This window comes from Microbacterium sp. 2MCAF23, from assembly GCF_052115565.1.
In the GTDB taxonomy this organism is placed as follows: domain Bacteria; phylum Actinomycetota; class Actinomycetes; order Actinomycetales; family Microbacteriaceae; genus Microbacterium.
Map to the genome: position 1 here is coordinate 80,796 of NZ_JBFRGY010000008.1, position 23,984 is coordinate 104,779.

A 23,984-nucleotide genomic window follows, 5' to 3' on the forward strand; every position below is an offset into this window, starting at 1 on the left:
TGCTGCCGATGCTAGGAGGATCGTTCTGACACGAGTATCGGAATTCCGCTGGCAACCTCGCGTCCGCTCCTGCTCAATACCTATAGCATTGCGCAACCATTCGTGGTATGTGCTCGCGTTTGTCGTGCGGCTCCGCATCCCTCAGCCCATCGACGTGCGCGCCTCGAGCGCCTCGATGTACTGGTCAATCAGTCGAGCCATCTCGCTTCTGACTGTGGTGCTGCGCCGCCTGTCCCCGATAACCTGACCCACGGCGCAGGTCACACCGAGAGCGCCGACGATGAGGTGAACTGTTGGATGTGCGAGCGGGATCCGGAGCCGACGTGCACTCTTCTCGTTCGTCATCGCCATCTTCCGGGCGTTGTCCATCATGAACACATCCCGGTCCTCGTCGAAGACGTCGGTCAGGCCCGCCCTGTCGGGCATGCCCGAGAAGATTTCCATGTAGGAAGGCGGAATGCTCGCCAGATACTCGTCGGCCTCCTTCTCGTCTCCTCCCGTGCCGGGGAACACTAGGTCGACGCCGAACGGCTTTCCGTCGGCTTCCCCCTCAAGCGACTCGATGGACATCCCGAGTTCCTCAGGCGTCATCCATGCCGCACCGAGGACGCCGAGCCCGCCGGCCTTCGTGACGGCGGCGACGACGTTTCCGCAATGTGAAAACGCAAAGATCGGTGTCTCGAGGTCAAGCGCCTCGGCCACATAGGTTCTCCGTGTCCTAGGAATCGACGATCACACCGGAGTCTCTGTGGATTCGGGGACCACAGGCAACTCGATGTATGACGGGCGCGAAGCGTCGTGGAAGAGCGTCTGCCGTGCGGTGAGGAAATCAGCTGTACGCTGATCGCCGGTGTTCAGGTTGCGATCCCACCGCGGGAAGCAGCTGTTCGTGATCTGGACTCTGACTCTGTGCCCAGCGAGGAAGACATTGCTCGTCGCCCAGAGATCGATCTCGATCTTCTGTGCTTCTTCTGCGCCGCTGACGATGCGGAAGACACCGTCGGTAAGGTTCAGCGATCGGCCGTCTGCATCGACATCGCACAGGCGCGCTACCCAGTCAGCCGACGGCGCCGAACTCTGGACATACAGACTCACCCGTATCGGCCCCGTTACCTCGAGGTCTTGCTCAAGCGCTTCTGATGTGAAGACAAGCACGTCCGGACGGGACTCGACGATCGTCTGGTCGAGCGGGCCTCGTCCGGGCCCCACGCCCATCGGGCCCCCGATTGTGGGCACTGGATCGGCCGGGTCGTAGGTCACCTCGCTCGGCATGACGTCGGCGGAAGGCGTCACGGCGCTCAAGCCGCCACCAGCCTGCAGATTCCACTGTTCAATGCGGGCGCGTTCCAGCGGCCAGGCTTTCTCGTCGCGCCATACATTGCGCCCCATCACGAAGATCCTGACTGGAGACGAGAGATCCGGAGAATCTTCCTCGGCGAGGTGACGCCGCAAGAACGCCAGCACCTCATCGCTCCAGCTCCCGTTCGGATGCGCCCCGGCATCGCGCGAGGACAAGATCCCGAAGTCCTGAGCACCGACGCGACCGCCGAAGTCAACGTGTGTCCATGGTCCGATAATCAGACGCGACTCTCGCCCGAGGTCTCGCATCGCCGTGTAGGCGTCGAGGGTTCCCTGCAGGCAGGTGTCGAACCAGCCCCCCGTGTTGAGGCTGGGAACCTCGACATCGGCGTACTTGCCGGCCACGCGCATGTGCTGCGTCGCCTCCGCCTCGTTGGCTGCACCAGGCTCGACGAACACGGGCGAGCGGTGGCGACGCAACACCGGCAGGTCTGTGACGGGGAGCCCCCAGTAGCCGTCCTTCTCGAGCATGTCGAAATCCTCGATCAAGGCCGTGATGCGGTGAGCCAGCTCATCATCCGACAGGCCCAGGCGCGACAACCAGTCGAAGCCAGCCGCCAGCGACCACGATACGATCACCTGGAACTGCGTCGCCCCTCCGCGCGCCACCAGAGCCTGACGCGGCTCCGACCACGTCATCAGAGGGGTGATCGCTTTAAGTGCCGCAGGCTGCTCGATCGCTGCCCGCCACTGCGTATGACCGCAGTAGCTCCCACCAACCATGCCGACGCGGCCGTTGGAGCCGGGAAGATCCGCGGCCCACGCGATCGTGTCTGCGCCGTCGAGACCCTCGTGGTGCAGGGGTTCCCAATCGCCGTCCGAGGCGTACCGGCCACGAACGTCCTGGATCACCATCATGAACCCCTTACGGGCGACTTCGATGGGCGAGAAACCGTTCCACAGATTATCTGCTGCACTGCTCTTGTTGTAGGGAGTGCGAACCAACAAGGTCGGCCAGGTACCATCACCCCAAGGCCGATAGACGTCTGCCCTCAGCACTACACCATCACGCATCCGCGCGGGTACGTCGAGCTCCACGTGCACCGACGCCGGCGCATCAACTTCTGAGTTCCTGACGGTCCTCCCGTCGATATCCGCAGTCACTTGTCTTCGACCTGATCGCGGAAGATCCATCGGAGCGTCTCGGGAAGAGCGGCGCCGGCATGGCTGAGGCTGTGTCCCCCGGTGCCGAACACGTACATCGAGTCGTAGCGCCGATACTTCAGGGCCGCGTCGAGATCCTGATTGGCGATCGGGATGTTGCCGTAGATGATGTCAACGTCGCGCTCTCCAGACAGATGCCACACCCGGATCGGTTTACGCGGGGCCTGCCGAACCATGCCGGGCAGGTTGTTCGCCCCCCGGATGCTGATGAAACTGCCGCAGTGCGAAATCACGTTGCCGAACTGATCGGGGCGGTGGAACGCCGCCGTGAACGCGCCGGCACCGCCGGAACTGTGACCGCAGATGACGCGCCCCTTCGGGTCGTCGGTCAACTTGACCTTGGTCCGAATGACAGGGAACAGCTCGTCGACCAAGTAGCGGGCGAAGTCCTCGTTGACCGTGTCGTACTCGACCGCACGGTTGGTGCTCCCGCCATAGATCGGGTAGCCCGGTCCGGTCTCCCCCGGGTTGTGGAACAGGCCGACGGTCATCGGGAGCTCACCTTTGTGCACGAGATTATCCAGGACCGTGGTGGCACGCACCTGCTCCCCGGTGTAAGAGAGGCCGTCAAGACACACCATCAGGTTGACGGACTCTGCCTCCTCGGCTCCGTGGGGCAGGTAGAGATAAACGCTGCTGGTGACGCCCGGATAGACGGTGTGGCTGGTCCAACGGAAGTGGAAGTACTTCCCCTCGGGGACTCCGTGCTGCGGCAGGGAGTCAGACGTCAGGTGGTACTCAGACCCCGTGTCATCCTCTGACAATTCAAACATGGCGGCGTCTTTGCTCGGAACGAAATGCTCGTCGGCGAGTTCCACCTCGGCCATTCCCCAGTGGTCAATGTCGACGACCTCGAGCTCGACGTTGTCTACGTGCGAATACCTCATGATGCAGCGCCCTTCTTCATTCGAGGCCCTTGAGAAGGCCAGAACGTCCTCGATGGTGGAAGTCCGGAACCAAGAGTCGACCGGGACGGATGCATCGGGCCTTGGAATTTCTCTCAAGGCCTCTCTGAAAGATCGGGGATTTGACGATGATCGCCGGATCGCGCGGAGCCGCCGTGCCGCTGCCGAACACCGAAGTCGCGCTTCGTAAAAGTTCTAAGTAGGTACTGCCGAGCAGTCCGGGAAGGTGTTAGTCGGCTGCCTCCGCGTCCCGTGAGGAGTCGGGACCGGAGAACACCCTTGACCAACCCACCTGGACAGAAGTTCTTGGTACCCGCACTCACCTACGCAGCGCTCTGCACGGCGGTCGTGAGCTCTCTGGGCATGCTGTTGGTGCCATCCATCGCCCATGAAATGGGAGTGACGGTGGGGACCGCGCAGTGGATGCTCACCGTCAACCTCCTCGTCGGCGCGATCGCGACCCCGGTCATGGGCCGACTTGCAGACGGCCCGCATAAGCGTCGGCTCCTGCTGTGGTGCCTGTCGATCATCCTGTTAGGGTCAATCGTCGCCGCAGCGGCGCCGACCTTCGAGGTCTTCCTGGTAGGACGGGCGCTCCAGGGTCTGACCTATGGAATCATCTCGGTCACGATAGCTCTTGCCCGCCGTCATGTCGCTCCTCCGTCCAGAGCGCAGACCACCATCTCCGGCTTGACGGTATCCGTGGTCACCGGTCTGGGGATCGGCTATCCCTTGACCGGAATCATCGCAGGGCTCTTCGACTTCCGATTCGCGTTCTGGTTCGGCGCACTGTTCGTGTCCACGGCGATCGCGGTCGTCGCGCGGATCATCCCTGCAGACGCTGATCATTCTGCCCGGAAGTCGCCATTCGACTTTCGTGGCGCCGGCCTGCTCGGGCTCGGTCTCGGCTCCCTGCTCCTGGGCATCAGCGAAGGTTCGAACTGGGGGTGGGACTCGCTCGGGACTGTCACGGCGTTCATCGGCGCGGCAATGCTACTGGTCGCCTGGGTCCTGTCCGGGCTGAGGACCCGACACCCGCTCATAAACCTCCGGGTCCTCCGCCGCGGTGAGGTACTGCTCGCCAATTTGACGGCTGTGGGGCTCGGCGCAGCGCTATACATCGGTCTGTCAATCGCCAGCCTCGTCGCCCAAGCGCCGGCCGCCACTTCATATGGCATTGCACTGCCGGTGTTCTGGGCGGGCTTCGTGATGCTTCCGCTCTCGGTGGGGAGCTTCAGCGCTAATCGTCTCGTGCGGCGTTTGGCACACCGGATCAGCTTGAGGTCGCTGCTGCCTATCGGCGCCGGCATGATGACGGCCGCCGGGGTGCTTCTCTGGTTCGCGCACACCGAACTCTGGGAGATTCTGACCGGCATGTTGCTTTTCGGACTCGGAATGGGCTCCAGTTACGCCGCAATGCCTGCGCTGATCGCCCGGAGCGTGACTGTCGAAGAACTCGGAAGCTCTGTTAGTTTCAACCAGGTCTTGCGCACGATCGGAAGCTCAATCGGCACAGCGGTCACGGCCGCAGTACTCGCCATGAACATGGCGTCCGATCGCTTCCCGACAGACGCGGGAATAAACGCGACATTCGCCATCGGAGCGCTGTTGTGCGGGCTGGTGTTCGCGGGTCTACTCGTCCACACCCTGGTGAACCGTTCCCGCCGATGAGGCGGAGCTGGCGCATGATCGTGAACCCGCAATCCCGACACCGAAGGGGGCCGCCCGCGCGACCAGCCGCAGGCGACCCCCAGATATCACGGGGCAGCGTGCTACCAGCGGATCACGGCATCGGCATTTGTGAGCTCCGGCCGATCGAGGGCGAGTTCGTCGATGGGCAGGCTGAGCGCCTCGCCCGAGATGAGCTCGGCGACGAGCTTGCCTGTGATCGGCCCGGCGAGGTTGCCAAAGACGTGACCCGTCGCGAGCACGAGTCCTGGTAGCGCGTCGACCTCGTCGAGGATTGGCATCGCATCTGCGGTCGCCGGGATGAGACCCGTCCAGGCAGACTCCACACCGAGTGAGCGATAGTTCGGGAAGGTCTCCAGCAGCGCATCCACCGCCATCTTCAAGCCGCTCAGGGGCATGCGGTCGTCGAGTTGCTCGGGATAGTCCATCGGGCAGCCGATGAACAGGTTCCCGTTCTCCGTCTTCGATACCACCTCAAGGTTCTCGATGCCATTGGTGGGATCCTCGTACGGAGCGGTGAAGTACTCCGCCTTGTAACTCGGGAGGTCGTGGTAGAACGAGTACTGCTTGACGGCGAGAGGGCCATTGAGGATCTTGTCGAGGTGCTCCTCGACCTCGCCCAGCATGATGGCGCCCAGACGCTCGGTCTTGATAGGCACGTGGACGCCCTCAGCCTCGAGCATCGTGCTCCAGACGCCGCCGCACCACACGACGCGATCCGCAGGGATATCGCCGTAGAGGGTTCGCACGCCTTTGACGGCACCGCCCGACTTCAGTAGTCCGAGAGCGGGGTTGTTCTCGCGGATGCGGACGCCGAGGCGAATGCATTCCTGCGCGAGCGCGCGCACGAACTTCGGGGTGCGAATCTTCCCGTCTTCCGGCGAGAACGTCGCTCCGATAACGTTCGGCGGAAGAATCGGTGCAGCCTGGTGCGCCTGCTGCTCATCGAGGAGTTCCATCGCGACACCCTGTGCGCGCCTCATCTCGACGAACTCCTTGAACACCTGACGCTGATCGTCGGTGAAGAAGTATGTCATGGCGCCGTTCGCCTGGAACTCGAAACTGGGTCCGAGGAGCTCGGAGAAATCGTCGTACAGCGCACGTCCCGCGCGAGCGAGGTCCAGCTGGTAGCCCGCCGCCCTGTTGTGCATGTGCAGGAAACCCATGTTTCGACCCGACGCACCGAACGCCACTTCTCGGGCCTCCACGACGACGACGTCAAGGCCTTTCGAGGCCAGGAAGTATGCCGTCGAGATGCCCACGGTGCCGCCGCCGACAACGACTACATCGGCCTTGTCCAGAATCATCTACCCTGCTCCATTCGCGTCTCCACGGCTCGCGGACATCGCCGCACCGTCTCCCGCACCAGGATCAATGAAAATCGGTGGTGCGTGCTTCGTAAGATTTCACATGCAGGCGCGTCCTGATGTCACTTCACACCATTTCTGCCGCGGAGGGTGCGATCTACGCTGATCCACATGACGAACAAGAACGCAGTGGTAACGGGCGCCGGCTCCGGAATCGGCCGAGGGATCGTGGAGGCCCTCCTGCACGATGGTTACGTTGTCTGGGCGACCGACCTCTCGGAGGTGCGTCTCGCCGAAACACGCGCCGAGCTCGGCGCCCCTGACGCGCTCCGCACCCGCTCGGTCGACGTGTCGGACTACGCCGCCCTCGACGCGCTCGCCAACGACGTCGTCGTCGAGGGTGGCAGCCTCGACGCCTGGGTCAACTGCGCCGGCATCTTCGACGGGTACGCGGATGTCATCGAGACCACCCCGGAGCTCTGGGCCAAGGTGCTCGGCATCAACCTCACGGGCGCCTTCTACGGCTGCCGCGTCGCCGCGAAGCGTATGACAGAGCAGAAGTCCGGCCGGATCATCACCGTCGGTTCGGTGGCGGGCCAGCGTGGCGCGGCCGACGGTATCTCGTACGCCGCCTCGAAGGCCGGCCTCGAGGGCATGACGCGTCGGCTCGCCGTCGATGTCGGCCCCGCGGGAGTGACCGCGAACGTGGTGGCCCCCGGAGTGATCCGTACGAATATCCGCGCCACGTCCGAGGAGATCCTAGGCGACCTCGTCTCGTCGCAGCAGCGCGGTATCGGAGTGTCGAGCCCCGAGCTGCTGGACTTCCTCATCCCGGCGAAGCGGTCCGGCCTGATCAGTGAGGTCGCTGCGGTCGTGGCCTTCCTTGCGTCGGAGGGCGCAGGGTATGTGAACGGTCAGGTGCTGGCTGTCGACGGAGGCTGGACCGCGGTGTAACGACCGAGGTTGACGACGTGGCATCCTCCCACCTGACCCATTTCGGGGTACTCGAAGCCGATTCCGACGGCACCTCGTTGCGCACACGACCCTGGCGCGGGGATCCCGACCCGCGCCGGATCATCGACAACGTGGCCAGCAGCCAGCATCACCCGGCACGCATCCTGCGCCCCGCGGTGCGGCAGGGCTGGCTGGAGCGAGGCCCGGGCGGAGCGGGGCGCGGCGACGAGCCGTTCGTCGAGGTCGAGTGGGACGAAGCTCTCGACCTCGTCGCCGCGGAGCTGCGGCGTGTCTACGAGGAGCGCGGCTCCTCAGGCGTCTACGGAGGATCATACGGGTGGTCCAGCGCCGGGAGATTCCACCACGGACAGAGCCAGCTGCACCGCTTCCTGAACTGCCTGGGCGGGTACGTGTCCGCCGTCGGCGACTACAGCTACGGAACCTCAGGAGCGATCCTGCCGCACGTCATCGGCGCCTCGCCCGCGGACGTGATGATCAACGGCACGACGTGGGCTGTGATCGCTGACCACACCGAACTCTTCATCTCGTTCGGCGGCCTCTCCGAGAAGAACTCCGCGGTCGGGCCCGGAGGCATCGGCCGACACGGTACCCGCGGCAGCGTCCAGCGTGCCAGGGCCGCCGGATGCCAGTTCGTGGACATCACCCCGATCCGGGACGACACGTTCGCGGACGCGGCCTCGGAGTGGATCGCGCCCATCCCCGGATCCGATACCGCGCTCATGCTCGGCCTGGCCCACGTGCTCGACGCGGACGGCGCCGTGGACATGGAGTTCATCGAGAAGTACACCGTCGGCTACGAGCGATTCCTGCCCTATCTCCGCGGCGAGTCCGACGGAGTGCCGAAAACGCCTGCCTGGGCGGTGGCTCTCACCGGCGTCTCCGCGGAGGTCATCGTCGATCTCGCCCGGCGGATGGCGCGAAAGCGCACGATGATCAACCTCAGCTGGTCGATGCAGCGGCAGGATCACGGCGAGCAGCCGATCTGGATGGGCGTCACCCTCGCGGCGATGCTCGGCCAGATCGGGCTTCCCGGAGGCGGCTTCCAACATGGGTACGGCTCCTCGGCCGATGTCGGCCTGGCGAAACGGGTATCCAGCCCTCCGTCGTTGCCGCAGGGCAGGAACCGCGAATCGCGCTTCATCCCCGTCGCACGAATCGCCGACATGCTCCTCGAGCCGGGCAAGACGATCGAGTTCAACGGTCAGGAGATCGTCCTCCCCGACATCGACCTCGTGTACTGGGTGGGAGGGAACCCGTTCCACCACCACCAGGACCTCGCCCGGTTCCGCCGTGCGTTCCAGCGGCCGTCGACGGTCATCGTGCACGACATGCTCTGGACGAGCACCGCTCGGCACGCCGACATCGTGCTGCCTGCCACGATGTCCATCGAGCGCGACGATTACGGCGCCGGCAGGAACGATCCGCAGTTCTTCCCCATGCCTGCGCTGACGGAGCCCGCCGGTCAGGCGAAGGACGACTACGCCATCTTCGCCGAGCTGGAGCAGCGACTCCCGATGCTCGAGTCGTTCTCCGAGGGGCGGACAGTCAAGCAGTGGCTCCAGCACCTCTACGACGAATGGGCGCAGCGTCTCTCCGGGCGCGGTGTCGCCGTACCGGCCTTCGACGCGTTCTGGGCCAGCGAGTACATCGAGATCCCCGTGATTGACGAGCGGCAGGTGCTCTTCTCAGAGTTCCGCACCGATCCCGAGGCGGTCCCTCTCCGCACACCGTCAGGACGGATCGAGATCTTCTCCGAGCGCGTGGACTCGTTCGGGTACGACGACTGCCCCGGTCACCCGGTCTGGCTCGAGCCGCGCGAGTGGCTCGGCAGCCACGACCCAAGCCATCCGCTGCACCTCATCTCGAATCAGCCCAAGACGAGGTTGCACAGCCAGCTCGACGTAGGGGCGACGAGCAAAGCGAGCAAGATCCACGACCGCGAGCCAGCACGGATGAGCCCGCAGGACGCCGCGGCACGCGGCCTGCGGGACGGCGACGTGATCCGGATCTTCAATGATCGGGGATCATGCCTCGCCGGCCTCATCGTGTCGGATGCGCTTCGACCGGGAATCGTGCAGCTCGCGACCGGCGCCTGGTACGACCCGGATCCGGCCGATCCGTCGTTCTGCCGGCACGGCAACCCGAACGTGCTCAGCGCCGACCTGCCGGCCTCACGCCTGTCTCAGGGCACGACCGCGCAGCACGCACTCGTCGAGGTCGAGAAGTGGGATCGGCCGCTGCCGGAACTCACCGTGGACAAGCCTCCCCGGTTCGCGGCCCGCCGTCCCTGACGTCGAGTCGAGCCAGTCACTGTGGATGATGTAGGCGTTCGCCGATGCTCCCGATCGATCTGGTCAGCCCGGCGTCTCGGAGCGCGTCGGTGCACGTGAGCGACGTTTACTGGGAGCCGGAGGATGCGCCCGGAGAACACGAACAAAACCCAGGGCGGTTCACCCGCTACGCGATCCACACGGTCTTGAGATTGCAGAACTCTCGGATGCCTTCCATGGACAGCTCTCGGCCGAAGCCGGACCGCTTGATTCCGCCGAACGGCAGTTCCGGATAAGAGATGGTCATGCCGTTGATAAAGACGGCGCCTGCCTCGATGTAGCGCTCGGCGCGGGCGATCTCGCGCGCGTCGTTCGACCAGAAGGCGCACCCCAGACCGAAGTCGCTTTCGTTGGCGACTTGGAGCGCAGAGTCGAGGGAGTCGACTTTGTAGAGGGATGCGACGGGACCGAATGCCTCCTCGTCCCAGAGTCTCACCTCACGCGTCAGATCGGCCACCACAGTGGGCGCATAGAACCACCCTTCGCCTGCCCCGAGCCGCTGACCGCCCGCGAGGATCGATGCACCCTTCGACCGTGCATGGTCGACGAGCTCCTCGATGTCCCTTCGTCCAGATTCGGTTGCCAGCGGGCCGATGTCGGTGGCCCCGACGGCTGGGTCTCCGACGACCAGGGCATCCATGCGCGCCACGAAATTTCGCGTGAACTCGTCGTACACGTCCTTGTGGATGATGAACCGCTTTGCGTTGATGCAGGCCTGACCGTTGTTGGAGGTGCGTGCTTTCACCGCGGTCTCCACCGCCGCGTCGAGTTCGGCCGAAGGCATCACAATGAATGGGTCGGAGCCGCCTAGCTCGAGGACGGCCTTCTTGAGCACATCACCGGCGGTAGCGCCGATCGATCGTCCCGCACCCTCCGACCCGGTCAGAGTCACAGCCGCCACGCGCGGGTCCCTTATAACTGCCTCCACACGGCCAGAACCAATGAGAAGAGTCGAGAACGCCCCCTCGGGGAAACCTGCACGAATGAACAGTTCACCCAGGTAGAGCGCCGACTGGGGCACATTGGATGCGTGCTTGAGAACACCGGCGTTTCCTGCCATGAGAGCGGGAGCAGCGAAGCGTACTACCTGCCAGATCGGGTAGTGCCATGGCATGACCGCCAGAACTACACCGAGCGGATCGAAGCGGTTCGTGCGGCCGAAGCGGAGACCGTCGACGGGTCTGCCAGGACGCGGCCCTCGAGGAACTTCTGCGCGTTGTCTGCGAAGAAGCGCATCGTGTAGGCCGACTTTGTCACCTCAGCACGCGACTGAGCGATGGGCTTGCCCATCTCAGCCGTGATCATACGCGCCACAGCATCAATCTCCCCCTCAAGGAGATCGGATGCAGCGTGCATCCATGCACGCCGCTGATCCCAACCCGCGCTCTCCAACAGACCGACGGCGACGACGGCCGCGGCGAGCTTGTGCTCGACGACGGCCGCAGAGTCCTCCTCGAACGTCGCCAGCTCTCTCCCGCTGACGGGGCTGATGCTACGGATAGTCGCCATGGTGACTCCTTGAGGGCTTCTCAGATGAGGATTGTGAGGGGGTTCTCGATGCGACGCTGGAACGCGCTGAGCCACGTGGCTGCCACCGCGCCGTCCAGAACGCGGTGATCTGCTGAGAGCGTGACTGTCATGACCGATCCGATCTGAATGTCACCGCCCTCACCCACGAGTGGGAGCCGTCTGGCTGCGCCGACCGCAAGGATGCCGGATTGCGGCGGGTTGAGAATTGCGCTGAACCAACCTTTCGAGGTCGGGACATAGCCATCCCACGTCGATCCCCGTGGCGGAAGGCGGAGCATCGACTACGCAGCTGCGATCCGACCGATGCCCCAAGCGCTGTGCATTTCAAGACATGACCGGGGCCGGGACTGTCTGTACTGGGCGGAGGCCGCGTTCGCAGACGGCCAGAGTGTTGTCGGAGGGGTCGGTGAACCACGCGAACCAAGGACCGTTCGCACGGTAGATCCCGTCCGAATCGATTCGGATGGAAGTTCCTTCGTAACGCTCAAATACCACGCCGCTCTCGGTCAGATCGACCACCGCTTGGGGAAGGTCGGGGACGATGATGTTGAGAATCGTGAATTGCGCGGGCTGGTGGTTGGGATGGGCGTATGCGACGGCGGTGGCGCCGCCGGGGAGGTGGATGGCGAGCATTCCGTCGCGGTCTTCGACGTGGAAGCCGAGGACGTCGCCGTAGAACGTGCGCGTCGATTCCAAGTCGGTGACGGTGAAAGAACTGTAGGCGTCGGTTGCAGTGTCGGTCATCAGATGGTCCTCACGTTCGGTCATTGGGGGTGGGCCGGTCTCGGAGCTGTTGCCAGTGCCGCAATCGTTCGCTGATGGCGCGCTCGTAACCGTTGCTGGTGGGTTCGTAGAAGCTGGTGCGTTCAACCCCGTCAGGGAAGTAGTTCTGCCCGGAGAACCCATCGGCGGTATCGGGGTCATATTGGTAGCCGTCACCGTAGCCGAGCTGCTTCATGAGCTTGGTGGGGGCGTTGAGGATGTGCGCCGGCGGCACCAGCGACCCGGTCGTTTTCGCTTCACGCATGGCCCGGCTCAGGCCACGGTAGATCGCAATCGACTTAGGGGCGGTGGCGAGATAGACCACAGCTTGGGCGATCGCGAGCTCTCCTTCGGGTGAGCCGAGTCGCTCGTACACGTCCCATGCGGCGAGGGCTTGCTGGACGGCGTTTGGGTCCGCGAGGCCGATGTCTTCGTTCGCGAATCTTGTGATCCGGCGAGCAATGAACAGCGGGTCCTCGCCACCGTCCAGCATCCGTGCCAGCCAGTAGAGTGCTGCGTCCGGGTCGGAACCGCGCATCGCTTTGTGGAGTGCGGAGATGAGGTTATAGTGCCCCTCTTGCGACTTGTCGTAGAGCGGTGCCCGCTTCTGCACGGCCGCAGCCAGCCCGGCCGGGTCGACGGGCCTGGGGAGAGCATGCACTTGTTCGATCATGTTCAGCAGGTAGCGTCCATCGCCGTCAGCCATGGCGATCAGGGCATGGCGAGCATCGTCATCGAGTGGCAGTGCTCCTCCGAGCAGATTCTCCGCCCGGCCGATGAGCGTATCGAGCGCGGCGTCGTCGAGGCGTTTCAGAACGAAGACCTGGCAGCGGGACAGCAGCGCGCCGTTGAGCTCGAAGCTGGGGTTCTCAGTCGTCGCTCCAACGAGGACAACGGTGCCATCTTCGACATACGGCAGGAACGAGTCCTGTTGGGCACGGTTGAACCGGTGAATCTCATCGACGAACAGCAGCGTCCCCTGGCCAATCTCCCGGCGCTGCCGAGCTGTCTGGAACACCTTGCGGAGGTCCGCAACACCGGAGAACGTCGCCGACAGCGGCTCGAACGCAAGGTCAGTCTGCTCGGCAAGGAGCCTGGCGATGGTCGTCTTCCCGCACCCGGGAGGCCCCCACAACACCATCGACACGAGCCGTTGCGCAGCAACCATCCGGCCGATCGGACCGTCCTTGGCAAGCACGTGACTCTGCCCGACAACCTCAGCCAGCGAGCGGGGACGCAACCGGTCCGCCAAAGGCCGAGACGCATCGTCCAACCCGAACAGGGACGGCGGCTCATTCACGATTCAGTCCCCGTGCGGTGGGCGGCAGATAGGTCGTAGGAACCCTGCACCAGGTCCTCGATGAGTCTTCTAGTCACGCCATCGCCCGGACCGACGGAGATCCAGTGCTGCTTGTCGAGGTAGTGCCCGGCCGTGATCGAGTGGTGGTCACGTCGGAGCGCATCAGCGTAATGCGGGTCCGCCTTGACGGTAATGATCTGCAAGTCCGGGTCGTCATCGGTGACGATGAGGAACACCTTCTCGCCGACCTTCCAGACATCCAAATGCGGAGTGAACGGATGCCCCCGACTGACATCGGGCAGCGACGCCGCGGTATCCCGGGCGATCTGCTGCAGCCGCACCCCCGAGAGTGTCACCGGTGATCCCGACCAAACGTGGCAGGGTCGACCGGCCGCTTCGCGTGCGGCAGATTCTCGACGACGAGCAGGAACGACTCCGTGACCAGGTCATCGATCATCTGCTTCTGCAAGTCGCCGGAGGGGTGCAAGGTGATCCAGTGCTTCTTGTTCATGTGATACCCCGGGGTAATGTCCGCGTGTTGCTCCTGCAGCGCTTTGCTTTCTTCCGGGTCCGTCTTCAAGATGACGATCGGTTCGCCGGTGACGTCGGTGAGCAGCATGAATACCTTGTCCCGAACCTTGTACACATCCCAGCCAGCCCCGAACGGGTATTCCAGATCCGCGCCAGGCAACTCCTGAACTCGCGCTCGTGCCAGCTCCTGCAGTTTTTCGCCGTTCATGCGATGTCTCTTCTCCTGATTTTAGATTTAGCCACGGTATGTACAGCGGTGCGTACTATAATAGGTACCAGTGTACGCACTAGGTCCGACATTGGAGAAGAACATGCGCCGAGGGAAACCAAACGATCCCGGACGTCGTGCCCGCATTCTCCAAGCGACACTGGAGGTGATCATGGCTGAAGGGATCGGCGCGGCGTCCTATCGTGGTGTCGCCACGCATGCCGGGGTTCCGTTGGGTTCGATGACCTACTATTTCCCGACCCTCGAGGGGCTCATCGTGAGCGCGCTCGACACGACCCGTGGTGATCTCGAACCCCGCTACGCGGACCCGCTCCGCCGGGCCCAAACCCGAGCCGACGTCGTTGACGTCCTCGTGGACGCGGCGCTCGGCGCAACCAGCCCCACCATCGATGAGATCCGCCTCTACGAGGACATACGCCACTACGGCGCGCGAAACCCGAAAATCGCCGCCGTCCTCCAAGCGGTTGAAGACGATTCCCTCGGCATGCTGCACCGGGTGCTCCCGAACAGCACCGCACTGACCGTCAACGCAATGCTCTGGGGCTGGTGGAGCCACCGCCTCGCGCACCCCAACACGGACCTGGACGAACACACCGTGCGCCAAGCCTTCGAGGCCCTCGTGCACATTCCCGCACCGGGCCACCCGTTTTATGAAAAGGAGCACAATCATGCATGAAACCATGCGCGCCATCCGACTCACCGGTCCCGTCGATTTTGACGGCCTCACCGTCAGCGAGGTTCCGATCCCCGAGGTGCGCCCGGGATGGGTCCGCATCCGGGTCATGGCGTTCGGGGTGAACGAGTCCGAAGTGACCAGCAGAAAAGGCGAATCGTCCGCGGACTTCTCCTACCCGCGCATCCTCGGCATCGAAGGCGTCGGCATCGTCGATGCAGTCGCCGATAGCAGTCCGTTGAAGGTAGGACAGCAGGTCGCCACGATGATGGGCGGGATGGGTCGCGCTATCGACGGCAGCTACGCCGAATACACCCTCGTGCGCGACGAGAACGTCATCCCGTTCACCTCCGACCTCCCATGGGGCGTTCTTGGCGCTCTCCCCGAGATGTTCCAGACCGCATACGGGTCTCTGCGCACCGGACTTCGACTCGAGCCCGGGCAGAGCGTTCTGATCCGAGGCGGAACCTCCACCGTCGGGCTGTCCGCGATCGCCCTGGCCCACGAGCTCGGCGCGCACGTCATCGCGACCACCAGAAGTGCCGCCCGCGCCGACCTCCTCCGTCAGCACGGAGCCGATCTCGTTCTCGTCGACGACGGATCCCTTGCCGACCAGGTGCGGAAGACCCGCCCCGAAGGACTGGACGCGGCCCTTGAGCTCGTGGGCCTCGACGTTCTCCCCGACACGCTCCGCACCCTCCGCGGAGGTGGAGTCGGCTGCTTTACGGGTGCCCTTTCGGGTGTGTGGACCCTGGAGAACTTCTCGCCCTTCGCCCTCATCCCCAACGGTGTGCGGCTCACCCGTTACGCCGGGCAAGCGTCCGACCTTCCCGCCGACGCGTTCGCCGCCCAGCTCGAGGCGATCGCCGCCGGCCGCATCAGTCCCGCCATCGCTGGCACCTACCACGGGCTCGCCAGCGTCGCCGTTGCCCAGCGGGCGCTCGAGAGCGGACACACCCCCGGCAAGCACGTCGTCACCCTCGACTAACACCATCGCCCCAGCAACAACTCCACCAAGAACGGACGAGCCCCGCATGACCACGAACAGCAACAAAATCGCTCAGGACCTCATCGCCCTCGAAAAGTCCTACAACGAGCGGTTCAGCGTCGGAGACCCCCGCGGCTACTTCGACGGCTTCGCCGAAGACGTCAGCTACTTCGACCCGATCCTGAAAACCATCATCGTCGGGCGCGAAAACGTCGTCGCCTGGATCGAATCCATCTACTCGAACCCGCACATCGTTCGCAGCGAGTATCCCAACCCCACGGTCTACGTCGGCGACCACGAAGACTTCGCAGTGCTCGCATACAACCTCAACACCTTCGTCCTCGACGACGACGGCAACGAGGTACAGCGGCGCTCCTGGAACGCCACCCACGGATACCGCCTCATCGGCGGCAACTGGGTCATCGTCCACTCCAACTGGGCCTTCGCACACACCGTGGAACTGCGGACCGCCTCCTGATACGGAGACGACCACTATCTGGTGACTCACGCCTGACTCTGTCGCGGTAGCCACCTGGACCAGTGCCACGACCACTCGGCATCAGCGCACCCCTTCAGGTGTAACTACACCACGGCTCAAACCCCGCAGTAGATCCTTCCCCCCAAAGTCCACCTGACACTGAGATGGGACTTATCGATGACCGACACCAGCAGCGCTCACGCCCTCACCGCAGAGCGCACGGTTCGCTCCTGGTTGGGAGTCCCGTTTGCCACCGCCCAACGGTTCCGCCGGCCCACTCTATTGCCTTTCAACCCCGATCTGTCTTACGAACAGAAAGGACCCGCACCCCTCCAAGCCGGGGACACCACCTGGCTGGAAGCCGACAGCGGGGTGAGCGAGGACTGCCTGAACCTCAACATCTGGGCGCCGGAGGACGCTGACGACGAGGCGTTGCCCGTGGTCGTCTACATCTTCGGCGGCGGGTGGATGCTCGGCGCGAACACTCAAGCCACCTCCAACGCGTCTGGCCTCGCGGCCACCGGACAAGCCGTCGGGGTGTCCCTCAACTATCGGCTCGGTGCGTTCGGAGCGCTGTCCCTCTCCCAGTATGGCGGCGCACTGGCAGAGGCCACGAACCTCTGCCTGCAGGACGTCATCACCGGCCTGCAATGGGTTCGTGAGAACATCGCCCGATTCGGCGGAGACCCGAACAACGTCACCGTTACCGGGCACAGCGCAGGCGCCTTCAACGCTCTCGCCCTGCTCGCAGCCCCCTCAGCTGATGGGCTTTGTCACCACATCGCCGCCTTCTCCGGCATGCCCTCACGCCAGGTACCGAGCCGGAGCGCCGAAGAACGCGCCGTAGCAGTCCTCACCGCGCTCGGCATCCAGGACGACCCGGAGCAACTCCTGAACATCGACGCGAACCTCCTCGCCGAAACAATGAGCAAGACCCAATCGTCGGACCCCGGCGCCGCGCACGGCGTCGACAACGACACCATCGCCCTCGTCGACGATTCGAGCCAGCCGGGCGGCATCCTCACCGACCATCCCCTGCGAGCCCTCGAGTCCGGACGCCACCGCGACATCGACATCCTGTTCAGCAGTACCACGAACGAGACTGACTACTGGGTCGAGCACAGGACCGAGGAGTTCGATCCCGGCAGCATCGACGATCTAATCGAGGAATTCGCCAGCCGGAATCACATCCCACGCAGCCGCGCCCAGAAGATCATCGCCGCGTACGACGTCGACGGACGCACGCCGGTCCAGGTCCGCGGCGCCCTGCTCACCGACTTCTCCTTCACGCTGCCCCAAGTCCGCGGCGCACTCGCACACGCCGCGTCCGGAGGCAATGCGCACCTCCTCTCCGTCGGTGCCGTCAAGGGAACGGAGGCTGTTCACGGCACGGAAATGTACGGCATCGTCGGACAGAAACGACCAGGCGCCAGTCAAGAGCAGATCGCCCGTGACACCTTCGTCCGCGACGCCCTCCTCACCCTCGCATCGGGCAACACCGACCAACTGTGGGAACCGGTGACCACCATCCCCACCACGAAGAGCATCGGCAACATGCTCGACGACGCCACCACCCACGCCAACAGCGTGCTCGAGATCTTCAAAGGAATCGCCCGCCCGTAGCCTGGGCCGCGGATGCCGCTTCTGCCGCCCGCATCCATCAGCCGAACTGGACTTCACCCGACAGGGCGTCCGGCACGACGACGATCTTGCCGATGTGCGTCCGCTTGAGCATGCTCGCCTGCGCATCACGGAGATTCGAGAGTCGATAGGTCGCTTCGAGGAGCGGCTTCACCTTGCCCTCGTTGACGAGGCCGATAAGACGCGCGAAGGTCTCGGGCGTCGGGTTCGTGATGCCGTGCAGCTCGAGGTCCTTGTAAATCAGCTCCCGAAGGTCGATGCGGCTGATCGGACCGCCGATGGCTCCCGCCGACGCGTAGCGCCCCCCGCGCCGGAGCATGAGGAGCAGGCTCTCGAACATGTCACCGCCGACGACGTCGATGACGACGTCGGCGCCGCGCTCACCGATGACCGCGGCCACCGCGGCGGCGAGATCCGGTTCGCTCCGTGACACGAAGCCGTCCACGCCGAGCTCTCGCAACCGGGCCTCCTTGGACGCGCTGGCGATCGCGATGACGCGAGCACCTCGTGCCTGCGCGAGCTGGATCGTCGCGGTGCCCACTCCCCCGGCCGCACCGGTGACGACGACGGTCTCACCCTTGCCCAGACGCGTGCGTGCGAGCATCTCCTCGGCGGTGTCGTAGGAGCACGGGAAAGTCGCCAACTCGGCGTCGGTGAGTGCAGTGCTCACCGGGTGAGCGTTGACCGCGGGAACCCGCACATACTCGGCGAAGCCTCCATCGCGGTCTCCGCCCAGATACTCGGCGATCTGCGCGTGGCGAGGCAGTTCGGGATCCCGGACGGACGGATCGACCACGACTCGTGATCCGATCACGTCGTGATCCACCCCCTCGCCGACCGCCACGATCGTTCCCGCCACCGACGCCCCCTGGACGCGTGGGAATGACATGGCCGTGTTGTTCCACGTCGCGCCGGCATCGTCGTCGCGACCCGCCTGCCCCAGCTGCTCGGAGACGGACTCCTGCACCACCCGGTCGTACCACCCGGTCCGTGTGTTGATTTCGGTGTTGTTGAGCGCACACGCCCCCACCTTGATGAGCACCTCTCCGGCCCGCGGTTCAGGGGTCGGCACGTCGGTCCGGTACACCAGCTGATCGAGCCCGCCGTGCCCGACCAGCTGCACCGCGGCCATCGTCGACGGAACTGTCATCGTCTCCACCAGTCTCTCCATGTCGCGGTCGTCCTCCTGCTACGCGTCGAGCGCCGGCTTGACCATCACGTGCTTCAGCTGGGAGTACTCGTCCAACCCGTGCAGCGACAGCTCGCGGCCGTATCCCGACTCTCCATAGCCGCCGAAGGGCATTTCGGACACGCACGGCGTGTGCTGATTCACCCACACCGTGCCGAACCGCAGCTCCCGGCTGAAGCGCAGCGTGCGTGCGAGGTTCGTCGTCCAGACGCTGGCCGACAAGCCGAAGTTGACGTCGTTGGCAAGGTGCAGCATCTCGTCGTCGCCGCTCGCGGACTGAATCGTCACCACCGGACCGAACACCTCGCTCTGCACGACCTCGTCCGCCTGCGCGACATCGGTGATGACCGTGGGCTCGATGAAGAAACCCGGGCGGTCGGCGCGGCGCCCACCGGTCCGGATGGTGTTGCCGGCTACTCGGGCGCGTTCGACGAATCCGAGCACCGAGGCCAGCTGCTTCTCGGAGATCACCGGGCCCAGGGTCGTGGCCGGGTCCGACGGATCGCCGATCACGAGTTTCCCGACTTCCTGGAGATACGCCTCGACGAACTCGTCGTACACGGACTCCTCGACGATGATGCGGCACGCCGCCGTGCAGTCCTGGCCAGCACCCGAGTACCCGAATGCCACCAGGTCCCTGGCGGTCTCACGAAGCGGGCTGTCCGCGAACACCAGGACGGGCGCCTTGCCGCCGAGCTCGAGACCCAGTTTCTTCACCGTGCCGGCGGCGACGGACGCGACGAACTTGCCGGTCTCCGTCGCCCCTGTGAACGCGATCTTCCTGATCTCGGGATTCTTCGCCATCGCCGTTCCTGCGGCGCCGCTGCCGAGGATCAGATTGACGACCCCCTCGGGAAGGAACCGGTTGGCGACCTCGACCAGCTTGATCGTGCTGAGCGGGGTGACCGTCGCCGGCTTGATCAGCATCGTGTTCCCTGCGGCGAGCGCCGGGGCGAGCTTCCACGCCCCCATCAGCAGCGGGTAGTTCCATGGTGTGATCAGCCCCACGACGCCGAGAGGCTCACGCCGGACCCAGGAGGTGCTCTGGTTGTCGTACTCGTCGACGCCGGGCACGATCGAGATGCGAGCGGCTCCGGCCACGAAGCGGATGACGTCCACCACGCTCGGCACGACGAAATCGCGTACGTCACCGATCGGCAGGCCGACATTGAGGCTCTCGATGCGCGCGAAGTCCTCGGCCTCGGCCTCTACTGCATCCGCGATCTTCAGCAACACCGCAGACCGCTCGGCGGGAGAGGTGCGGCCCCAACTCTTGAACGCCTCGGCGGCTCGCTGCGCAGCCGCGTCGACGTCGGACTCACTCGCGACGGGAAAGCGTGCGATCACTTCTCCGGTCGCGGGGTCGAACACCTTCGACGCGTCGGCGTCGTTCTCGTCGGCGAGGTACGGCTCCGCGAAGGTCAGGAAATCCTTGCTGTTCTGAGTCATAGTGAAATCCTGCCCTTCCCGTCTCTGCATCCGCCCTTGGAGAATTTCCGAACCGGGCCGAGAAAACGGGGCGCCTTCCCAATCACGCGCCGCGAGCCCGTGCCGGAGAGTGGACTGCACAGGAGCCGCGCTGTGCGACAGCGCCGGTCGGCAGGAACGACAGAACAAACCGGGAGTTGCAGTGGACCTCGAGACCTACGACTACATCATCGTCGGCGGAGGATCGGCCGGCTGCGTGCTCGCCAACCGGCTGAGCGCAGACCCCGACACGAAAGTGCTGGTCCTCGAGGCGGGCCACCGTTACTCCTGGTTCGACGTGCCCATCCGTGTGCCCGCCGCCTTCCTCTTCCTCATGGGACACCCGTTGTACGACTGGCGGACCAAGTCCGAGCCAGAACCAGGACTGCACGGCCGTCGCATCGACCACTATCACGGCAAGGTCATGGGCGGCAGCAGCTCGATCAACGGCATGTTCTACCAACGCGGCAACCCCCTCGTCTACGAGCGCTGGGCGAAGGATACCGGTGACCAGGGGTGGGACTTCGCCCACGTGCTGCCGTATCTCAAGCGCATCGAGACGTTCACAGGCTCCGACCCGACCGGACAGTACCGGGGTACGTCGGGCCCGATCCCGGTGCACCAGCACCACCACGCGGGCAAGCGGAACCCACTGTTCGACGCGCTCTTCGAGGCCGCCCGCGAGGCCGGCTACCAGCTCGTCGACAACGTCAACGGCTACCGGCAGGAGGGTTTCGCCTCCTTCGACTCCAACATCGAGAACGGCGAGCGCTACAACGCCGCCCGCACCCACTACGCCCCCGTGAGGAAGCGCAAGAACCTCGACGTCGTCACGGGTGCCCGGGTCACCAAAGTGGTCTTCGAGGGAACGCGTGCCGTCGGTGTGGAATACGCCATCGGTCGTCGCCGCCGCCGGACCGTCGTGCGTGGCAGTGAGATCATCTTGAGCGGCGGTGCGTACAACTCGCCACAGCTGCTGATGCTCTCCGGGATCGGGAACGCCGCCGAACTGAAGGCGCACGGGATCGATGTCGTGGCCGACCTTCCGGGCGTCGGGGAGAACCTCCAGGACCACCTCGAGGCGTTCATCATGTACGAGTGCAAGCTCCCCGTCTCCAACCAGAGCATCGTCCGCAAGCGCAGCTACCCGATGACCGGTCTGAAGTGGATGCTCGGCAAGACCGGGCCCGGCGCATCGAATCACTTCGAGGGCGGGGGCTTCGTGCGCTCCACGCCGGACGCTCCGATGCCGAACCTCATGCTCACGATGCTCACCCTCGGAGTGCGCAACGACGGCACCCCCGCCCCCACGCCCCACGCATACCAGATCAACCTGGGCCCGCAGCAGCCGCAGTCGAAGGGGCACATCAAGCTCCGCAGCAACGACCCGTTCGAGCAGCCGGTCGCGACGTTCAACTACCTATCGACGGAACACGACCGCCAGGAGTGGATCGACGGAGTCCGAGCGACGCGCGAGCTCATGAATCAGCCGGCCTTCGACCGCTTCAATGGAGGGGAGCTCTCACCCGGTCCTGCGGTGCAGACCGACGAGGAGATTCTGGACTGGGTCGCCCAGGACGCCGAGACGACGTACCACCCGTGCGGCACCTGCAAGATGGGCAGCGATGAGCTCTCCGTCGTCGACCCCCGCACGTTCCGGGTGCATGGCGTCGAGGGCCTCCGTGTCGTCGATGCATCTGTCATGCCCTCGATCCCCAACGCCAACCTGTACGCGCCGCTGATGATGATGGCGGAGAAGGCCGCCGATGCCATCCTCGGGAATGCTCCGCTTCCGGCCGAGCAGGTCGCCTTCTACCGGCACGCGACGCCGGAAACGGTCTGAGCATCACGACGCTGAAGACCCGCCACCCCCGATCAGAGGGGGTGGCGGGTTTCAGCGGTCTCGAGCGAATGTTTGGCGATCGTCCCACTCCTCGCCGAACGGGTGGGTGAGTTCAGCCCCGAGCCACTCCTATCCGCGTGCTGCGGCCGGATCGTGCAGCTGCCTGCCGTTCACGGCTCACCACCCCGCGTGCTTCCGATCCACGGAAAAGTCGCGCTCGTCGATCTCGTAGTCGACCTGCGACGGGTCGATCACCCGGATCGGCCGACCGGACCGCAGCTCCTCGGACACATGTGCGACGACCCCGGGGAGCGTCGACATGGCGATCACGCCCGTAGTCTCGTCGGGCGTGAACCCGAGTTCCACGAGGATGAGGGCGATCATGCCGACATCGTTGAGCGGGATGGTCTGCTTGCCGGGGAGCCGGGTGAAGGCGGCGTGAATGCGTTCGTAGAAGTCTCCGACGGGCCCCCAGACACCGTTGTGCTGGGCGATGGCCTTCAACTTCACTGCGCGCGGATCCTCGTACGTGAAGACGGGGTGTCCCAGGCCAGGGATGCGGACCCGCGCCGCCCGGCACTCGGCGACGATCTCGTCGGCGAGAGCATCCACCCGCTCGCGATCCTCGAGGTCGATGCCCGCGTCGACGAGCCGCCGGTGGGCGTCGAGCGCGAACTGGGCGGTATCCTCCGGGGCGAGCGTGTTCTTCCCGATCGCGAGGATGGCGCCGGCAAGGCTGGCCGCCATGTTCGGATTGGCCGACGCGATGTACCGGGCTGCGACGGTGCCTGACTTCTGCAGCGCGTAGTCCAGCACGCCGTTCAGCACCGCGTCGAGCACCACGATCTGCTGCGGCGTGCCAAGCTCTCCCCTGACGAGCAGATACGTCGCCTCAGTGAAGGTCAGGCCTCCGATGAGCTCGGTGAGGTCGTAGCCGCGGACCCGCACCGTGTCCGCCTCGACCCGACTCACCGACGATTGCCAGTACCGTCGCTCATCGTCGGAAGGTGATACCTGCAGCATCAGTTCGCTCCTCTGCGTCTGTCTGCCGCTCAGCCTAGGTCCGCGCATTCGTGCGCGATTCGTATTCCTCCCAGATGCATCCTCGGAGATTCAGAAGTATTCCGTCGGCCGGCCCTGCGATCGTTCTTAGACTTCCCGTGTCCCCCACCGACGCGTGCACCTCGAGTCGCTCGATCGCCCTATCGGAGAAATCATGAACATCGAGAACATCAACATCGACGCCCCCACGGACCTGCAGCTGTACTCCGACGCCGTCGTGTCGAACGGCCTGGTCTTCACCACTGGGCAGATGCCACTGGATGCCGACTGGAACCTCGTTTCGACGGACGTCGCCGAGCAGGCCCGGTACGTCTTCGGCCGGCTCGTGCGCCTTCTAGCGGCGAGCGGCTCTTCCCCCCGGGAGATCATCCGTCTGACGGTCTACCTCGCCGACATCGACGATGTCGCCGCTCTCGCGCCCGCGCGACGGGAGTTCCTCGGCGATGCGCGTCCCGCGAGTGTCATGGTCGAGGTGTCGCGTTTCGGCACGCCGGGGATGCGACTCGAGGTCGAGGCAATCGCACGGGTTGGCCGCGCCTAGCGCGCAACCGAGCCGTTAGCG

At 64.8% G+C, this 23,984-nt stretch carries 23 protein-coding genes; 9 read left to right on the forward strand and 14 right to left on the reverse strand.

Annotation, left to right across the window (positions count from 1 at the left end; all coding sequences use genetic code 11):
- Window positions 1-141: 141 nt before the first annotated feature.
- The 3 genes from AB4078_RS09980 to AB4078_RS09990 are packed head-to-tail and all read right to left on the reverse strand — an operon-like array spanning window position 142 to window position 3,410.
- Window positions 142-702 carry a nitronate monooxygenase gene (locus tag AB4078_RS09980; RefSeq protein WP_441977003.1) on the reverse strand — a complete coding sequence of 187 codons (561 nt, stop codon included), beginning with the start codon at window positions 700-702 and terminating at the stop codon, window positions 142-144.
- Between the two features lie 30 nt (window positions 703-732).
- Window positions 733-2,463 carry a CocE/NonD family hydrolase gene (locus AB4078_RS09985; RefSeq protein WP_441977004.1) on the reverse strand — a complete coding sequence of 577 codons (1,731 nt, stop codon included), beginning with the start codon at window positions 2,461-2,463 and terminating at the stop codon, window positions 733-735.
- Window positions 2,460-3,410, reverse strand: coding sequence for an alpha/beta hydrolase (locus AB4078_RS09990; RefSeq protein ID WP_441977005.1), 951 nt, complete (start codon window positions 3,408-3,410; stop codon window positions 2,460-2,462). The genes AB4078_RS09985 and AB4078_RS09990 overlap by 4 nt, the downstream gene beginning before the upstream one ends.
- Window positions 3,411-3,680: 270 nt before the next feature.
- Between AB4078_RS09990 and AB4078_RS09995 the strand changes: the two genes are divergently transcribed.
- On the forward strand, window positions 3,681-5,099 hold the full coding sequence (locus tag AB4078_RS09995; RefSeq protein WP_441977006.1) for an MFS transporter: 1,419 nt from the start codon (window positions 3,681-3,683) through the stop codon (window positions 5,097-5,099).
- A 101-nt stretch (window positions 5,100-5,200) separates the two neighbouring features.
- On the opposite strand, the gene AB4078_RS10000 is transcribed toward AB4078_RS09995, so the two are convergent.
- On the reverse strand, window positions 5,201-6,424 hold the full coding sequence (locus AB4078_RS10000; RefSeq protein ID WP_441977007.1) for an NAD(P)/FAD-dependent oxidoreductase: 1,224 nt from the start codon (window positions 6,422-6,424) through the stop codon (window positions 5,201-5,203).
- Window positions 6,425-6,595: 171 nt separating this feature from the next.
- Between AB4078_RS10000 and AB4078_RS10005 the strand changes: the two genes are divergently transcribed.
- The gene (locus tag AB4078_RS10005; RefSeq protein ID WP_441977008.1) at window positions 6,596-7,378 is read left to right on the forward strand and encodes an SDR family NAD(P)-dependent oxidoreductase; all 783 of its coding nucleotides are present in this window, start codon (window positions 6,596-6,598) and stop codon (window positions 7,376-7,378) included.
- A 17-nt stretch (window positions 7,379-7,395) separates the two neighbouring features.
- Window positions 7,396-9,690, forward strand: a complete 2,295-nt coding sequence (locus AB4078_RS10010; RefSeq protein ID WP_441977009.1) for a molybdopterin guanine dinucleotide-containing S/N-oxide reductase — start codon at window positions 7,396-7,398, stop codon at window positions 9,688-9,690.
- A 166-nt stretch (window positions 9,691-9,856) separates the two neighbouring features.
- Here the strand turns inward: AB4078_RS10010 and AB4078_RS10015 are convergent, their stop codons facing one another.
- Genes AB4078_RS10015 through AB4078_RS10045 form a run of 7 tightly spaced genes read right to left on the reverse strand, consistent with a single transcriptional unit; the run spans window position 9,857 to window position 14,060 of the window.
- The gene (locus tag AB4078_RS10015) at window positions 9,857-10,843 is read right to left on the reverse strand and encodes an aldehyde dehydrogenase family protein (RefSeq protein ID WP_441977010.1); all 987 of its coding nucleotides are present in this window, start codon (window positions 10,841-10,843) and stop codon (window positions 9,857-9,859) included.
- Window positions 10,844-10,854: 11 nt separating this feature from the next.
- The gene (locus AB4078_RS10020; protein ID WP_441977011.1) at window positions 10,855-11,238 is read right to left on the reverse strand and encodes an aldehyde dehydrogenase family protein; all 384 of its coding nucleotides are present in this window, start codon (window positions 11,236-11,238) and stop codon (window positions 10,855-10,857) included.
- Between the two features lie 20 nt (window positions 11,239-11,258).
- A complete protein-coding gene (locus AB4078_RS10025) occupies window positions 11,259-11,537 on the reverse strand; it encodes a 2-oxo acid dehydrogenase subunit E2 (protein ID WP_441977012.1) in 279 nt (92 codons plus the stop codon).
- A gap of 46 nt (window positions 11,538-11,583) precedes the next feature.
- Window positions 11,584-12,003, reverse strand: a complete 420-nt coding sequence (locus tag AB4078_RS10030; RefSeq protein WP_441977013.1) for a VOC family protein — start codon at window positions 12,001-12,003, stop codon at window positions 11,584-11,586.
- 10 nt (window positions 12,004-12,013) lie between these two features.
- Complete coding sequence (locus AB4078_RS10035; protein ID WP_441977014.1) at window positions 12,014-13,321, reverse strand: replication-associated recombination protein A; 1,308 nt, start codon at window positions 13,319-13,321, stop codon at window positions 12,014-12,016.
- Window positions 13,318-13,662, reverse strand: a complete 345-nt coding sequence (locus AB4078_RS10040; RefSeq protein WP_441977015.1) for an MmcQ/YjbR family DNA-binding protein — start codon at window positions 13,660-13,662, stop codon at window positions 13,318-13,320. The genes AB4078_RS10035 and AB4078_RS10040 overlap by 4 nt, the downstream gene beginning before the upstream one ends.
- A gap of 11 nt (window positions 13,663-13,673) precedes the next feature.
- Window positions 13,674-14,060, reverse strand: a complete 387-nt coding sequence (locus AB4078_RS10045; protein ID WP_441977016.1) for an MmcQ/YjbR family DNA-binding protein — start codon at window positions 14,058-14,060, stop codon at window positions 13,674-13,676.
- A 103-nt stretch (window positions 14,061-14,163) separates the two neighbouring features.
- Between AB4078_RS10045 and AB4078_RS10050 the strand changes: the two genes are divergently transcribed.
- The 4 genes from AB4078_RS10050 to AB4078_RS10065 all read left to right on the forward strand — a co-directional run bounded on the left by AB4078_RS10050 (window position 14,164) and on the right by AB4078_RS10065 (window position 17,843).
- Window positions 14,164-14,757, forward strand: coding sequence for a TetR/AcrR family transcriptional regulator (locus AB4078_RS10050; protein ID WP_441977078.1), 594 nt, complete (start codon window positions 14,164-14,166; stop codon window positions 14,755-14,757).
- Complete coding sequence (locus AB4078_RS10055; RefSeq protein WP_441977017.1) at window positions 14,750-15,742, forward strand: zinc-binding dehydrogenase; 993 nt, start codon at window positions 14,750-14,752, stop codon at window positions 15,740-15,742. Before AB4078_RS10050 ends, AB4078_RS10055 begins: the two co-directional genes overlap by 8 nt.
- A gap of 46 nt (window positions 15,743-15,788) precedes the next feature.
- Window positions 15,789-16,220, forward strand: coding sequence for a YybH family protein (locus AB4078_RS10060; protein WP_441977018.1), 432 nt, complete (start codon window positions 15,789-15,791; stop codon window positions 16,218-16,220).
- A 177-nt stretch (window positions 16,221-16,397) separates the two neighbouring features.
- Window positions 16,398-17,843, forward strand: coding sequence for a carboxylesterase family protein (locus tag AB4078_RS10065; RefSeq protein ID WP_441977019.1), 1,446 nt, complete (start codon window positions 16,398-16,400; stop codon window positions 17,841-17,843).
- A 37-nt stretch (window positions 17,844-17,880) separates the two neighbouring features.
- On the opposite strand, the gene AB4078_RS10070 is transcribed toward AB4078_RS10065, so the two are convergent.
- Entirely contained in the window at window positions 17,881-19,011 is a 1,131-nt protein-coding gene (locus AB4078_RS10070) for an alcohol dehydrogenase family protein (RefSeq protein ID WP_441977020.1), read from the reverse strand.
- 39 nt (window positions 19,012-19,050) lie between these two features.
- Window positions 19,051-20,499: an aldehyde dehydrogenase family protein gene (locus AB4078_RS10075; RefSeq protein ID WP_441977021.1), complete on the reverse strand. Its 1,449-nt coding sequence runs from the start codon at window positions 20,497-20,499 to the stop codon at window positions 19,051-19,053.
- 181 nt (window positions 20,500-20,680) lie between these two features.
- Between AB4078_RS10075 and AB4078_RS10080 the strand changes: the two genes are divergently transcribed.
- Window positions 20,681-22,360 (forward strand): choline dehydrogenase, encoded by a 1,680-nt coding sequence (locus AB4078_RS10080; RefSeq protein ID WP_441977022.1) that lies wholly within the window; start codon window positions 20,681-20,683, stop codon window positions 22,358-22,360.
- Window positions 22,361-22,537: 177 nt separating this feature from the next.
- Here AB4078_RS10080 and AB4078_RS10085 read toward each other — a convergent pair whose 3' ends face one another.
- Window positions 22,538-23,383 (reverse strand): citryl-CoA lyase, encoded by an 846-nt coding sequence (locus tag AB4078_RS10085; protein ID WP_441977023.1) that lies wholly within the window; start codon window positions 23,381-23,383, stop codon window positions 22,538-22,540.
- Between the two features lie 193 nt (window positions 23,384-23,576).
- Between AB4078_RS10085 and AB4078_RS10090 the strand changes: the two genes are divergently transcribed.
- A complete protein-coding gene (locus AB4078_RS10090) occupies window positions 23,577-23,963 on the forward strand; it encodes a RidA family protein (protein WP_441977024.1) in 387 nt (128 codons plus the stop codon).
- Window positions 23,964-23,984: the final 21 nt, after the last annotated feature.

Excerpts from the sequence above, each read along its gene's own strand:
- AB4078_RS10005 (WP_441977008.1), top strand. The coding sequence starts at position 6,596 with ATGACGAACAAGAACGCAGTGGTAACGGGCGCCGGCTCCGGAATCGGC.
- AB4078_RS10025 (WP_441977012.1), bottom strand. The coding sequence starts at position 11,537 with ATGCTCCGCCTTCCGCCACGGGGATCGACGTGGGATGGCTATGTCCCG.
- AB4078_RS10055 (WP_441977017.1), top strand. The coding sequence starts at position 14,750 with ATGCATGAAACCATGCGCGCCATCCGACTCACCGGTCCCGTCGATTTT.
- AB4078_RS10075 (WP_441977021.1), bottom strand. The coding sequence starts at position 20,499 with ATGACTCAGAACAGCAAGGATTTCCTGACCTTCGCGGAGCCGTACCTC.
- AB4078_RS10050 (WP_441977078.1), top strand. The coding sequence starts at position 14,164 with ATGCGCCGAGGGAAACCAAACGATCCCGGACGTCGTGCCCGCATTCTC.
- AB4078_RS10070 (WP_441977020.1), bottom strand. The coding sequence starts at position 19,011 with ATGACAGTTCCGTCGACGATGGCCGCGGTGCAGCTGGTCGGGCACGGC.
- AB4078_RS10060 (WP_441977018.1), top strand. The coding sequence starts at position 15,789 with ATGACCACGAACAGCAACAAAATCGCTCAGGACCTCATCGCCCTCGAA.
- AB4078_RS10000 (WP_441977007.1), bottom strand. The coding sequence starts at position 6,424 with ATGATTCTGGACAAGGCCGATGTAGTCGTTGTCGGCGGCGGCACCGTG.
- AB4078_RS10015 (WP_441977010.1), bottom strand. The coding sequence starts at position 10,843 with ATGCCATGGCACTACCCGATCTGGCAGGTAGTACGCTTCGCTGCTCCC.
- AB4078_RS10020 (WP_441977011.1), bottom strand. The coding sequence starts at position 11,238 with ATGGCGACTATCCGTAGCATCAGCCCCGTCAGCGGGAGAGAGCTGGCG.
- AB4078_RS10090 (WP_441977024.1), top strand. The coding sequence starts at position 23,577 with ATGAACATCGAGAACATCAACATCGACGCCCCCACGGACCTGCAGCTG.
- AB4078_RS10065 (WP_441977019.1), top strand. The coding sequence starts at position 16,398 with ATGACCGACACCAGCAGCGCTCACGCCCTCACCGCAGAGCGCACGGTT.
- AB4078_RS09990 (WP_441977005.1), bottom strand. The coding sequence starts at position 3,410 with ATGAGGTATTCGCACGTAGACAACGTCGAGCTCGAGGTCGTCGACATT.
- AB4078_RS10085 (WP_441977023.1), bottom strand. The coding sequence starts at position 23,383 with ATGCTGCAGGTATCACCTTCCGACGATGAGCGACGGTACTGGCAATCG.
- AB4078_RS10030 (WP_441977013.1), bottom strand. The coding sequence starts at position 12,003 with ATGACCGACACTGCAACCGACGCCTACAGTTCTTTCACCGTCACCGAC.
- AB4078_RS10045 (WP_441977016.1), bottom strand. The coding sequence starts at position 14,060 with ATGAACGGCGAAAAACTGCAGGAGCTGGCACGAGCGCGAGTTCAGGAG.